The sequence below is a fragment of the Planktosalinus lacus genome, assembly GCF_014640155.1.
GTDB classification, from domain to species: domain Bacteria; phylum Bacteroidota; class Bacteroidia; order Flavobacteriales; family Flavobacteriaceae; genus Planktosalinus; species Planktosalinus lacus.
The window spans coordinates 87,314-101,565 of sequence record NZ_BMGK01000009.1 but is presented as its reverse complement, the minus strand read 5'-3'; the positions used below and the strand labels follow the sequence as shown (position 1 = coordinate 101,565).

The 14,252-nt window shown below is 33.2% G+C and carries 12 protein-coding genes; 3 read left to right on the top strand and 9 right to left on the bottom strand.

Going from position 1 to position 14,252, the window contains the following annotated elements; genetic code table 11:
• The first annotated feature begins 53 nt into the window (after positions 1-53).
• Positions 54-731, top strand: coding sequence for a YceI family protein (locus IEV69_RS11340; RefSeq protein WP_188442543.1), 678 nt, complete (start codon positions 54-56; stop codon positions 729-731).
• Between the two features lie 47 nt (positions 732-778).
• Here the strand turns inward: IEV69_RS11340 and IEV69_RS11335 are convergent, their stop codons facing one another.
• From IEV69_RS11335 to IEV69_RS11300, 8 genes are all read right to left on the bottom strand, one after another.
• Complete coding sequence (locus tag IEV69_RS11335) at positions 779-1,681, bottom strand: TIGR01777 family oxidoreductase (protein ID WP_188442542.1); 903 nt, start codon at positions 1,679-1,681, stop codon at positions 779-781.
• A 97-nt stretch (positions 1,682-1,778) separates the two neighbouring features.
• On the bottom strand, positions 1,779-2,417 hold the full coding sequence (locus tag IEV69_RS11330) for an outer membrane beta-barrel protein (protein ID WP_188442540.1): 639 nt from the start codon (positions 2,415-2,417) through the stop codon (positions 1,779-1,781).
• Between the two features lie 60 nt (positions 2,418-2,477).
• Positions 2,478-3,350 carry a glucose-1-phosphate thymidylyltransferase RfbA gene (gene rfbA / locus IEV69_RS11325; RefSeq protein ID WP_188442538.1) on the bottom strand — a complete coding sequence of 291 codons (873 nt, stop codon included), beginning with the start codon at positions 3,348-3,350 and terminating at the stop codon, positions 2,478-2,480.
• Positions 3,350-4,405, bottom strand: coding sequence for a dTDP-glucose 4,6-dehydratase (gene rfbB, locus IEV69_RS11320; RefSeq protein ID WP_188442536.1), 1,056 nt, complete (start codon positions 4,403-4,405; stop codon positions 3,350-3,352). The genes rfbA and rfbB overlap by 1 nt, the downstream gene beginning before the upstream one ends.
• Positions 4,406-4,426: 21 nt before the next feature.
• Entirely contained in the window at positions 4,427-5,410 is a 984-nt protein-coding gene (locus IEV69_RS11315; protein ID WP_188442534.1) for an SDR family oxidoreductase, read from the bottom strand.
• 30 nt (positions 5,411-5,440) lie between these two features.
• Entirely contained in the window at positions 5,441-6,028 is a 588-nt protein-coding gene (locus IEV69_RS11310; protein WP_188442532.1) for a sugar transferase, read from the bottom strand.
• Between the two features lie 36 nt (positions 6,029-6,064).
• Complete coding sequence (locus IEV69_RS11305; protein WP_188442530.1) at positions 6,065-8,503, bottom strand: polysaccharide biosynthesis tyrosine autokinase; 2,439 nt, start codon at positions 8,501-8,503, stop codon at positions 6,065-6,067.
• 4 nt (positions 8,504-8,507) lie between these two features.
• Positions 8,508-9,302 (bottom strand): polysaccharide biosynthesis/export family protein, encoded by a 795-nt coding sequence (locus IEV69_RS11300; RefSeq protein WP_188442528.1) that lies wholly within the window; start codon positions 9,300-9,302, stop codon positions 8,508-8,510.
• A 177-nt stretch (positions 9,303-9,479) separates the two neighbouring features.
• On the opposite strand from IEV69_RS11300, the gene IEV69_RS11295 reads away from it, so the two are divergent.
• Positions 9,480-11,348, top strand: coding sequence for an ABC-F family ATP-binding cassette domain-containing protein (locus tag IEV69_RS11295; protein WP_188442526.1), 1,869 nt, complete (start codon positions 9,480-9,482; stop codon positions 11,346-11,348).
• Between the two features lie 109 nt (positions 11,349-11,457).
• Positions 11,458-12,828: a Na+/H+ antiporter NhaA gene (gene nhaA / locus IEV69_RS11290; protein ID WP_188442523.1), complete on the top strand. Its 1,371-nt coding sequence runs from the start codon at positions 11,458-11,460 to the stop codon at positions 12,826-12,828.
• A 1-nt stretch (position 12,829) separates the two neighbouring features.
• On the opposite strand, the gene IEV69_RS11285 is transcribed toward nhaA, so the two are convergent.
• Positions 12,830-14,251 carry an ATP-dependent DNA helicase gene (locus IEV69_RS11285; protein WP_188442521.1) on the bottom strand — a complete coding sequence of 474 codons (1,422 nt, stop codon included), beginning with the start codon at positions 14,249-14,251 and terminating at the stop codon, positions 12,830-12,832.
• Between the last annotated feature and the right edge of the window lies 1 nt (position 14,252).

Below are 14,252 nucleotides of genomic sequence, written 5' to 3'. Positions count from 1 at the left end.
GTTTAGAGCTATACTTGTACTTTTGTGTTGAATCAAAATAATTAACATAAACCATGAAAAACAACATTTTAAAACTATCAGTCCTTTCGTTATTTGCAATTTTTGCATTTTCTTGTAAAGGTGAAAAAGAAAACAAAGTTGAAACAAGTGAGGCTCAAGAAAAAATGGAATCTGAAGCAGCTGTTACAACTTACAATGCAGACGCTGATGCTACCAAAATTGATTGGGAAGCAAGCAAATTAACCGGAAACCACACCGGATATCTTCACATTTCAAAAGGATATATCAATCTAAACAACTCAAACGAAATTGAAGGTGGTGAATTTGCGCTTGACATGAGCACCATTACAGTTACAGACCTTGAAGAAGGAGATGGAAAAGAAAATCTTGAAGCTCATCTAAAAGGTACAGTTGAAGATAAAAAAGGAGATTTTTTTAACATCACTGAATATCCTACGGGAAATTTTGTTGTAACTGGAATGAATGAAACAGATGGAAAAACCTGGTTAGAAGGCAATTTAACTCTGCTTGAAACTACTAAAAATATAAAATTCCCTGTAAATATTTCGTTGGAGGGTGACAAAATGGTTTTACAAAGTGAAACTTTTACAATTGACCGAACCGAATGGGGTATTAATTTTAGATCAAAGTCAATGTTTCCAAATATTGGTGACAAAGTAATTTATGATGACATTAGCCTTACTGTTTATTTAGAAGCAACAAAGAGCTAATCTGAATTAAAATTAAAATAAAAAATCCCGCATTTTGTGGGATTTTTTTATAGTAAATCATTTAAAGCACTTTCCAAATCTGGAAACTTAAATTGATAACCCTTATCTTCTATTTTTTGCGAACTTACTTTTTGACTCGATGTCACTAAAGTTGCCATTTCTCCTAAAATTAATTTCAAAGCAAAAGCTGGTACATTTGGTAACCAGATAGTTTTATCTAACTTCTTTGCAACAAGATGTGTGAGTTCTTTATTAGTTACAGGATTTGGAGCAACAGCGTTGAAAACCCCTTCTAATTGATTTTCCAATACATATACATACAGTCTGGCAATATCTTCAATATGAATCCAGGATTGCCATTGTTTACCAGATGCCAGGGATGCCCCTGCCCCAAGTTTGATGGGTTTTAAAATTTCAGGTAAAGCACCTTCCTCTTGATTGAGCACCATTCCAGTTCTAATTTTTGAAACTTTGATATCCAGTACAGAAAATTTATCAGCTATTTCTTCCCAACTGGTTACAACATTACCTAGAAATGTTTCGTCAATTTTGTTTGCTTCTTCTGTGTAATTTTTATTAAAATCACTTGGGTAAATATTTACACCGCTGGCAGATATGAAATGTTTTATTTGTTGCTTATTTTTTTGAATCGCATTAAAAAGAATGTTTCCTGAAAGTATTCTGCTTTCAAGGATTTCGGTTTTATATTGTGGAGTCCAGCGTTTTGAAATTGTTGCTCCGGCCAAATGAATTATAGTATCAACATCTTGTAAACAACTGCTATCAATTTCTCCTTTTTTGGGGTCCCAAAAAAATCCTTTGTAGTTTTCCTTTTCTTCAATTTTTGAATGTGAAGTTGTCAAGTAATGAACACTGATATTTTTTTCCAAACACTTTTTTACAATTTCACTCCCAATGAGTCCTGTAGCTCCTGTAATTAAAACTCTCATGCTATTTTTTCCTCTAAAATAACATATATAAGGAGTTTAAACTAATATTTAAAAAAGGTTTAACAGGGCCATTGATCTAGAAAAAAGGTTTTGAAATTTAGTGCCAATCAGCATGGTTATTATTTTTTCCTAAACTAATAATTACTCCAAAATTTAAAGTTGCAAAACTTCCGTTGTGATCTTCATAGTCTTGTGATAAAAGCTCGCCAGAGTAGCTGTAATGTTGTTTAAAAACAATATTGTAATTCCCGTCAGCAAAAACAGAAAACCATTCATTTATTTTAACTTGTGGTCTAAAGCCAAAGTTAAAGTTTCCGGTTTGTTCAGTTACGTTTTTTCCAAGTGGAGAAGAGCGAGTATACCCAACTCCTGTGTGAAAAAATAATGTAGCTTTATTATAGATATAATAGGGCAAAAACAATCTTCCTGCGTTATAATAACCTTCAACGGCTATTGTGTTGTTGTTAATTCCGGTATTTTTGTCATTTTTATCCCTAAATCCATTATAAGTGAAGTTCAGTTTTGCACCAAAATTTTGATTAAACATATACCTTAAACCAATTTCAAAGCTTCCAAAATTTACATAATTACTCCTACTAATTTTGTCATTGGGAGCAAAAGGAACATGAAGACCGGCACCTATTTCAATTGAAGCTTTATTAATTTTTTTTTCTTGAGCTAAAATTGAAAATGAAGATATAAGAAAAAGTATAAGTATGCTATTCTTTTTGAACATAAGTAGTTTTTTAGTTTTGGGGTAAACTTTTAGATTAACGGAATTTAAAATGTCTTATTATTATTTTATAAGATTTTTTAAATATTGTCCATAACCACTTTTTATGAGCGGATTGGCCAAATGAAGTAATTCTTGATTATTAATCAATCCTTTTCGATAAGCTATTTCCTCAATACAGCCTATTTTTAATCCTGTGCGTTTTTCTATGGTTTTTACGAATTCAGTTGCTTCGGTTAAAGCTTCGTGGGTTCCTGTATCTAGCCAGGCATATCCCCTACTCATAATTTGCAGTTTTAATTTATTTTCATTTAAATAATGTGCATTCACAGAAGTAATTTCAAGCTCGCCACGGTCTGATGGCTTAACTAATTTGGCAACATTTATTACAGAATTTGGGTAAAAATATAATCCTACTACAGCATAATTACTTTTAGGATTTTTTGGTTTTTCTTCTATACTTAAAACCTGTCCATTACTATCAAAAGATGCAACTCCATAGCGCTCTGGATCTTCTACATAATATCCAAATACCGAAGCAAATTGCTCGTTCATTGCCTGATTTTTAGCATCGGATAATAACTTTTGAAAACCTGCACCATAAAATATATTGTCTCCTAGGATTAAACAAACATCGTCATTTCCAATAAACTCTTCTCCAATGATAAATGCCTGAGCCAAACCGTCTGGGGAAGGTTGTTCTGCATAGGAAATTGATATACCAAGCTGGCTACCATCTCCAAAAAGTTTCTGAAAATTTGGTAAATCTAAAGGGGTTGAAATAATTAAAATTTCTTTAATATCAGCCAATAATAATACCGAAAGAGGATAGTATATCATTGGTTTATCATAAACCGGTAATAATTGTTTTGATACAACCTGTGTAAGTGGGTGTAAACGGGTGCCTGCCCCACCTGCTAAAATTATTCCTTTCATTAGTTGGTTATTTTGTATTGTTTATTATAATAATCCTGATAGGCACCTGTTGTAACATTTTTAAGCCAGTTTTTATTCTCAAGGTACCAGTCGATTGTTTTGGATAGGCCCTCTTCAAACGTGACAGAGGGTTTCCACCCTAATTCTGAATTGATCTTTGATGCATCAATGGCATACCGCAAATCATGTCCCGGCCGGTTTTTAACAAAGCGAATTAATTTTTGAGAATTACCGGGCTTTTTATTCAATTTCTCATCCATCAAATCACATAGTAATTTTACCAGATCAATGTTTTTCCATTCATTAAAGCCCCCAACATTATAAGTTTCTCCTCTTTTTCCCTTTTGAAAAGTCAAATCAATTGCATTTGCATGATCAATTACATACAGCCAATCGCGTGTGTAGTTTCCATCACCATACACAGGTAATGGTTTACTTTCAATGATATTATTGATGAACAGTGGTATCAATTTCTCGGGAAATTGATTGGGTCCATAATTATTGGAGCAGTTTGAAATCACATAAGGTAAACCATACGTCTCACCATATGCTCTTACAAAGTGATCTGAGCTGGCCTTTGATGCAGAATAAGGTGAGTTAGGATCATAAGCTGTAGATTCAGTAAATAACCCTGAAGTGCCCAAAGTGCCATAGACTTCATCTGTGCTTATATGATAAAACAAATGATCTTCATAATTTGATTTCCAGCATTCTTTGGAAGCATTCAATAAGTTTACAGTTCCAAAAATATTGGTTTTTAAAAAAGACAAAGGGTCTGTAATCGAGCGATCTACATGTGATTCTGCTGCCAAATGAATAACATTTTGAAATTGATGGGTATCGAAAAGATTTTGAATAACATCAGGATCGTTGATATCTGCTTTAATAAATGTATAATTTGGTGCTTGCTCAACATCTTTGAGGTTTTCTAAATTACCGGCATAAGTGAGAGCATCTAAATTAAAAATATGAGAGTCTGGATATTTATTCACAAAGAGCCTAACAACATGTGAACCTATAAACCCTGCACCTCCTGTTATTAATATATTTTTCATCTCAGTATTTTTAAAGTTTGTTTACTTTTTCAAAAAATAATCCCAGGTATTTTGCAAACCTTGATGAACACTAAATTTTGGATCATACCCCAATAGCTTTCTAGCCTTTGAAATATCTGCAAGTGAATCTCTCACATCGCCAATTCTTGGTGGGCCATATATTGCTTCAACATTTGAATTTGAAATTTCGTTTAAATCACTCCAAAGAGTATTTAAACTTATACGATCACCAAAAGCTACATTATATACTTCATTAACTGCTTCTTTGCCTGCAAATAGAGCTTTAATATTTGCTTGCACTGCGTTGTCAACGAAGGTAAAGTCGCGGGTTTGCTCTCCGTCACCGTTTATTGTTGGAGATTTTTTATCTTTCAATGCCTGCATAAATAAAGGAATTACTGCAGCATAAGCTCCTGTTGGGCTTTGTTTTGGACCAAAAACATTGAAGTAACGCAAACCAATTAATTCTATTCCATATGTTTTATGAAACACACTGGCATAAAGTTCATTAACATATTTTGTAACTGCATAAGGTGAAAGTGGTTTTCCAATATTATCTTCTACTTTAGGAAGCATTTTGCTGTCTCCATAAGTAGAGCTTGAGGCTGCATAGACCATACGTTTAACAGAATTGGATTCTTTTTGAGCCACCAGCATATTTAAAAACCCTGAAATATTCACTTCATTTGAAGTAATTGGATCATTTATAGAGCGAGGAACAGAGCCTAAAGCTGCTTGATGAGATACAAAATCAATCCCATTCATTGCTTTTTTACAGGTTTCCAAATCTCTTATATCTCCTTCAATTATTTCAAAGTTTGGTAAACTATCAAATTCCTTCAAATTATTTATAAAACCTGTCGCATAATTGTCTAAAACTCTTACTTTTTTAGAACCGTGTTTAAGTAAATAAGCTACCAAATTTGAACCGATAAAACCTGCACCGCCAGTGATTAAAAAAGAATAATTTGACAAGTTTTGATCGTGATATATGTTAGATTCCATTCTGTAAATTCTTCTTAATTATGGTTTAGATTAAACTATTGATTTGAATATATATTTTAAATCGTTAAAAAAAGTCCAGTTCTTCACATAAGCTTTATTTATTTTTACTTTGTCTGGCCAAATTATTTCATCATTATAAGCTTGAGGATTTTCCTTTGTCAACAACAATTTTGTTTCCTCTTTGTACTTAATCGTTGCGGGACCTGTTATCCCGGGTTTTACTTTCAAAACAATTCGGCCCTCTCCTTCTAGAGTGTCAGCATATCCGGGTATGTCTGGTCTTGGTCCTACCAAACTCATATCACCTTTTAATACATTGAAGAGTTGTGGGAGTTCATCTAATTTTGTTTTTCGCAACCAACCTCCATACTTTGTTTGGTCTAAAACTAACTCTTCAATAGTATGGTTTTTAGTTCCTTTTAAGGTTCTGATTTTATACATTTTAAAAATTTGACCTTCCTTTCCTACACGCTCTTGTGAAAAAACTCCTGAAAAACCGGTATCAATTCTAGCAATTAGAATTAAGAAAAATAAAGGAATTAATAAAACTAATAACCCTACAAGAGCAATTGATAAATCAAAAGTTCTTTTAATTAATTGTTGCCTTTTGGAGAGCATTAGGTAATAAAATAGGTGATAATAAATTTAAAAAGCTTATTTACGTCTCAAGATTTTATTCAAGAGTCCGGTTTTGGATTTATTTTCATAATAGCCGTGATTATAATTTCCATAGCCATATCCGTAGCCGTAACCGTAACCGTAACCGTATTTTGCTTTATGTTGAAAGTAATTTAAAACAATACTCACATGTTTAATTTCACCGTTTTTATATTTATCATTAATGATAGATAACATTCCCTTTTTAGAGTAATTTTGACGTACTACATACATCGTTGCATCAGCAAATTTCACAAGTTCCATGGCATCAGATACCAATGCCAATGGAGGTGAGTCAATAACAATATAATCATATTGAGTTGACAATTCTTCCATAAGTTCACTCATTCGGTCACTTAGAATTAACTCTGAAGGATTTGGAGGAATTGGCCCTGAAGTAATTATATCTAAATGCCCGATTTTAGTTTTTTGAACAATACTTTCCAAACTGGCATCATTAATCAAGTAATTAACTACTCCTGATTTGTTTTTTATATTAAAGTCATCAAAAATCTTTGGTTTACGTAAGTCTAATCCCAAAAGAACAGTCTTTTTTTCGCTTAAAGCGAAAACTGAAGCAATATTGATAGAACAAAATGTTTTTCCTTCTCCACTCACTGAAGAGGTTACCAAAACAGTTTTAGTTCCTTCAATACCTCGTTTCTTATACATAAACTGAAGACTGGAACGTATAGATCTAAACGATTCTGCAACGGCAGACTTAGGATTATGTAGTACAATCAGGTTATCATTTTTTCGGCTTTTACCAATAACTCCTAAAATTGGGATTGGTGATAACCTTGCAATTTCTTGAGTAGTGTTTATCTTATTGTCAAAAAAGACAATAAGAAACACAAAAACAAATGGAATGAACGTTCCAAAAACAGCCGCCATAATATAATTCAATTGGTTGTTTGGTCCAACCTGACCTCCACCAATATCTTTTGCAGGGTCTATTACCATGACATCACTAACATTGGCCGCTTTCACTAGACCGGCTTCACTTCTTTTTGCTAAAAACAAATTATAAGCCTGATTACTCAAATCATACCTTCTTTGAATGCTCAACAATTGTTGTTGCTCTTTAGGCAATCTTCTAATTTCACTTTCAGCTTTTGAAATATCGGAGTTTATTTCTCTGATTTCACGATTTTTTAATGCCATTGAAGAAGTTATGTTTTCAAGTAAAACTGCCTTAACTGCATTAATTTGTCTATCAATATCTGCAAAAACAGGAGCTCCTTCCCTAAATGAATATTGTAATTTATTACGTTCTTCAGCTAATGTTACTATTCTACTTACACCACTTACAATACTAGCTTCCGTTATACCTGCAACTGAGGGTGCAGGAACATTACTATAGTCTGTTCTGCTAATTAAATATTCCTCAAGTGTATTGTAATAATCAATTTGCTGTTCTATTTCTGCTTTTCTTGAATCTAATAATGTTAATTTACTACTTATTTCCTGTCCTTCTGAACTTAAATCATAAACAGAAGAAGCATTTCTAAATGCTTCCAGCTCATTCTGAACTTCAGAAAGCTCACCTGATTTTATGGCTAATGTACTGTCTATAAACTGGATCGTTCTTGTGGCAAAAAGGTTTTTACGCTCCAATACATCTTCTCCTAAAATTTGAACTGTAGCATTTAAATAATCTACTAGCTCTGCTTTATTATTTCCGGTTAATCTTAAATTCAACACAGAAGCACCCTGAGACTCTGGCTGTATGTTGATATTACGAAATCGCGCAACAACTCCGTCAAAATTTTGAAATTTAATAAAATAGGGTTTTTCAACCTGAAGTTTTTTTTCAGATCTGACTATTGTTCCGCTAAAAAAAGGCAAAACTAATTTTTGTCCAAACTGAAAAGTTCTTTCAAATTCTTCAGCTGGCATTGCAATTGTTCCTTTCTCTTTTGTACTATAGTTTTGTGTGGGATAATTTCTCTCTTCAAAAGTTGCAGAAAGTAAATAGCTATCTTCATCAACAACCTTTATTTTGATCAAGTTATTTAATATTTGAAATTTAGATGTATCAACTTCAACCTTAAAAGGGGTTTGACCATATGCGTTTTCAAACTGGTACTCTCCTTCTATTAAATAACTTAAGTAATATTGAAGATGTTCTACCACCTTTTCATTATGAGACCTTGTTTTTAAAGTCACCATAGCTGTATTTACCTTATCGGTGGTACCTCCCCAATTAAATGTCAAACTTGTGTTGGTTGTAAAAAATGGGTTTTGATCGTCTTTGATAGAAATCATATTACTCATTTGATAAACAGGTAGTTTTCTCACATTGATGTAATATGCAATACTAAAACCAATAACAAGTGAAATTAAAAACAAGGGCCAATAGGACAATAGCTTCATTAAAAAGCCTTTAAAATCAAAATTGGTTTGAAGTTGGTCTATTTCAAATTCTTCATTCATTAATTTACAGTCTGCTAAATAAGATTATGGTAGTAGTAACTAAACTCAAGATAGAAGCAATTGTTGTGATGGATTGAATTGCTGTTGTTCCTGTTCCAAATGATTTTTGTGGTAAAGGATTGACTAATATCAAATCATTAGGTTTTACATGATAATAGGGTGAATTAACAGCCTCAATGCTTGTTAAATCAATATGATGCACTCGTTGACCATAGGGATATTGCCTCACTATAACAACATCTTTTCTGTCGCCGGTGAGTGTTATATCACCGGAATTAGCAATAGCTTCCATGATGGTTAATTGATCTCTATATATGATTTTAGAACCGGGACTTCCAATTTCTCCGGCAATGGTATATCTAATGCCTGCAAGTTTAACTGTAACAAAAATATTTGCTTCTTCCCTAAAATAACTTTCAAGTAATTCTTTTTCGAGCTTTTCCCTTACTTCATCAACTGTAAAGCCTAAAACGTTTACTTCTCCCAATGTGGGCATTCTGATTTTACCATGTGGGTCAACCAAAAAACCATCATAATACAGTCTTTCTTCTCCGGTTGCATTGGGGTTTTCATCTCCCACCGGGTTAAACATTCCCACCTCACTTTGGTCAAGTGATTTAATCCTGATACTCAATAAATCGTTTACTTGTATACGATATGGATCTTGCTTTTTTGAAAGTGTAATAAGCGAATCGTTTTTTTTGTCATTTTCCTGAAGATATTTTAACTGTTTGGAAGAAATACAGGAAGAACAACATATCAAAATTGCCAGGCAAGTATACAATAAAGATTTATTCATTTTCAGTGCGTCAAGTTCAAAACAAATATAGGTGAACAAGTTTAAATATGAAATTTTTCGACTTATATTTAATTTAATGACATGAATCACAAACTACCTTGAAATAATAAAAATACATTATATTTTTGTTGACTGAAAATCATTAAATTTTACTTTCTTTTGTATAAAAATTAAAAAGTGAACTACTTATCAGTTGAAAATATTTCGAAATCTTTTGGTGAACTGGTTTTATTTGAAAACCTTTCATTTGGAATTAATGAGGGCCAAAAAATTGGTTTTGTTGCCAAAAACGGTACAGGCAAAACGTCAATTTTAAAAATCCTTGCCGGTGAGGACGCCCCTGATACCGGTAATGTTATTTATCGTAAAAATATTGTAGTAACCTATCTAGCCCAGGAACCAAACCTAAACAAAAACCTAACAGTTGAAGAAACAATTTTTGATTCGGAAAATGAAATACTAAAAGTTATTGAACGCTATGAAAGTGCGCTCAAAAACCCGATGGACACAGAGAGTTACCAAACTGCATTTGATGCAATGGAAGCACATCAGGCATGGGATTTTGAAACACTTTACAAACAAATTCTTTCAAAATTAAAACTTGAGGATCTCAACCAAAAAGTAAGTACCCTTAGTGGAGGTCAAAAAAAACGTCTTGCACTCACTAATGCACTATTAAGTAAACCAGATTTATTGATTTTGGATGAACCCACAAACCATCTTGACCTTGAGATGATTGAGTGGCTTGAAGAGTTTTTTGCCAAAGAAAACATCACGCTTTTTATGGTGACACACGACCGCTATTTTTTAGAGCGTGTTTGTAATGAAATTGTTGAACTTGAAGATGGTAAACTATACAGCTATAAAGGAAATTACTCATACTACCTTGAAAAAAAAGAGGCCCGTATTGAATCTGAAATGGCTGAAACAGGAAAAGCCAAACAATTATTTAAAAAAGAACTTGATTGGATGCGACGTCAACCAAAAGCAAGGACTACTAAAAGCAAATCCCGCATTCAGGATTTTCAAGAAATAAAAGAAAAAGCCGGTAAACGCAGATCAAATCACCAGATAGAACTCGAGATTAACATGGAACGGCTTGGAAGTAAAATAGTTGAATTCCACAATGTTTCAAAGTCTTTTGATAACTTTCAAATTCTTAACAAGTTTAATTATAATTTTTTAAAAGGTGAACGAATTGGTGTTATAGGAAAAAATGGCACGGGAAAATCTACCTTTTTAAATTTATTGACCGGCAACCTTCAACCTGACAGCGGTAAAATCATTACCGGTGAAACCATTCAGTTTGGTTATTACACCCAAGCAGGAATCAAAATAAAACAAGGCCAAAAAGTCATAGATGTTATTAGAGAGTTTGGTGATTATATTCCCTTAAAAAAGGGTCGACAAATTTCTGCACAACAACTTCTTGAGCGATTTTTGTTTGATCGAAAAAAACAATATGATTATGTTGAAAAATTGAGTGGTGGTGAGCGAAAAAGACTTTATTTGTGTACCGTTTTAATTCAAAATCCAAACTTTTTAATTCTTGATGAACCTACAAACGATTTAGATATAGTAACATTAAATGTTTTAGAGTCATTTTTATTGGATTTTCCGGGATGTTTGCTGGTTGTTTCTCACGATCGTTACTTTATGGATAAGATTGTAGATCATCTTTTTATTTTCAGAGGTAACGCAGTCATTGATGATTTTCCGGGTAATTACAGTGATTTCAGAACGTATGAATCTAGTATAGAAACTGAAAAAAGAGAACAAAAATCAGAACCTACAGAAAAAAAATCATGGAAAAAAGATAGCAACTCTAAAAAGCTTTCTTTCAATGAACAAAAAGAATTTAATAACTTAGACCAGCAAATTAAAAAACTTGAAGTGCAACGCGATGAGTTGCAAAAAAAGTTTGCAGAAGCTGATTGGTCTGTTGATGAAATCAATCAAAAATCTGAAGAACTTCAGGAAATTATCAATAAAATTGAAGTGAAAACTGAACGATGGTTTGAGTTGTCACTCAAATCAGAGGAATAAACTTTTTGTTTTACCTGATTTTTATCATACTCTAAATGAGATAGTGATAGTACTTTTACACTGTTAAAAGAGTATCTCATTCACTTTGTGTAATAGAAATTAGATTCAAATGAAAAAGTCCACCCTAGACCTCTATATCCTACTTCCCGTCAAAAATTTTATAGAAAAGAAAACATCTGTTGGCATACTGCTAGTTTTTTCTGCGGTTTTGGCAATGATTGTTGCAAACTCCCCTTTAGCTGAAGGATATCATAATTTTTGGAAACAATATATTTACATTGGCTTTGAAGATTTTCAAATTAAGAAAAATCTTCTGCATTGGATTAATGACGGACTAATGTCTATGTTTTTCTTTCTTGTAGGGTTAGAACTAAAGCGAGAGTTGATGCATGGTGAACTTGCAAGCTTTAAAAAAGCGATGCTTCCAGTAGCTGCTGCAATTGGAGGCATGGTATTTCCGGCTTTAATCTTTTTTTATCTTAATCAAGGAACAGAAGCCGTTTCTGGTTGGGGTATCCCAATGGCAACTGACATTGCCTTTGCATTAGGAATTCTCTACTTATTAGGAGATAAAGTACCTCTTTCACTGAAAGTTTTTTTAACTGCAATAGCCATTGTAGATGATTTAGGAGCTGTAATGGTGATCGCCTTTTTTTATACTTCAGATATTTCAGTAAATAGCCTTGCTTTGGGTGCCTTTTTCTTATTGATTCTTTTAACTGCAAATTATATGGGCATAAGAAATACCTTGTTTTATGCCATTATGGGAATTGGCGGTTTATGGCTTGCAATATTGCTTTCAGGGGTTCACGCTACCATTGCCGCAGTATTGGCGGCATTTACAATTCCTACTTTGAAAAAGATCAATACTCCATTATTTTTACGAAAAGTGCGATTGCTCTCTCTAAAAATTAAGCGACAGAGAATGCAACTAAAGGGAAGAAAAGATGCCGATGAAAGAATGGCTTCTACCATGGAAAAATTTTCAATGCTAGCAGAAGATGCTACTCCTCCATTACAAAGACTTGAACATGCACTCCATCCGTTTGTAAGTTTTATTATATTGCCAATTTTCGCCTTTGCAAACGCTGGAGTGACTTTAGATGCTGAATCTTTTCAATTTTTCACCAGTCCGGTAACACTTGGAGTTATCTTTGGCTTACTCTTTGGCAAAATAATTGGCGTATTGTTATTTACAAAATTGATGGTAGTCTTAAAAATTTGTAAACTTCCTGAGGGAATAGAATTTAAACACGTATTTGGCGTTGGTTTTTTAGCAGCAATCGGGTTTACCATGTCGCTATTCATAACAGATTTAGCTTTCACAGATGAAACCTATGATGTACAATCAAAAATGGGAATATTAACAGCTTCATTAATCGCCGGACTACTGGGGTATTTTTATCTCAAGTTAATTGGAAAGCCAAACCCTGAAAACCATAAAGAAACTGTAAACGAAGTTGAAGAGATTGAAGACTGAATTATTCGAAAAACTCATCTTTAAAACCTATTAAATAAAGCTTCTCTTTTGCGCGTGTGACTGCAGTATAAAGCCATCTAAGGTATTCTTTGTCAATACCTTCAGGCAAATAAGGTTGTTCTATAAAAACGGTGTTCCACTGCCCGCCTTGTGATTTATGACAAGTGATGGCGTAAGAGAATTTTACTTGTAACGCATTGAAATATTTATTGCCTTTTACGCTTAAAAACTTTTTATATTTTGATTTGATGTCAGAATAATCTTTAATAACCTCTTGATAAAGCTTGTTTGATTCCTCATAAGAAAGTGAAGGTGATTCAGACTTTATGGTATCAAGAAGTAATACAGTTTCAAACGGTTTCATTTTTGGATAATCTACCATTCTCACTAAAACTTCAGCAAACTTAAAACCATACAAATCTTTAAACCCAAAAATTTCCAGTATTTCAATAATATCACCATTTGCTATAAAACCGGCTTCACTGGTTGGTTTTAACCAAAAATAATTGTTTTTTACTACCATAAGATAATCTCCGGTAGCCAATTCATTTTCCTGAAACAAAATACGGGATCGAATATTTTCATTGAATAAATTTGCACGCTTATTTGAACGTAATATAATGACAGTTTCTTCCTTTCCCAGGTTTGAATAGGAGTCATTTATTGCATCCATCAACTCATATCCGTCTGCGGGTTTTATGATGTCCTTAAAGTCTTGTAAATCAAATTTAAAATCGTTGTAAAACCCAGATTCTAAAGCTTCTCTCAAAAGAGTTGCATTGTAAAGAATGCCACTTTCTATTTTTTGTCTTACAACTTCGTCCAGTTCAAATACCATCACATCTTTGTGATAATAATTTGTGAGGTTTTTTTCATCCAGTGCAGGGCTCAACTCCATTTTTACCGGTGGAAGTTGTGCTGTATCACCTATCAATATCAATTTGCATTGAAAACCACTGTACACATATTGCATCAAATCGTCAAGCAAAGAGCCGTTTTCAAATAATTTTGAATCTGAAGGTGAGTCTGAGATCATTGAAGCTTCATCAACTATAAAAATCGTGTTACGATGTTTGTTTTGTTGTAATGTAAAGCTCACACTTCCTCCCTTACCTGCCTTTGGATAATATATTTTTTTATGAATTGTGAAAGCTTCTTTGTTTGCATAATTGCTAATCACTTTGGCTGCACGCCCGGTGGGGGCCATCAAAACTGCTTTCTTCTTTAATTCCCAAAGTGATTGAACCAGTGTACTGATGATGGTGGTTTTTCCGGTTCCGGCATAGCCTTTCAACAGAAATAGACTGTCAGTATCTTGTGAATGAACAAACTGTGCCAGGTTTTGTAAAACAACATCTTGAATGTTTGTAGGTTGATGTGGAAATTTTTCCTTTATTCTTTTATAAAACTCTGCAGCGTTCATT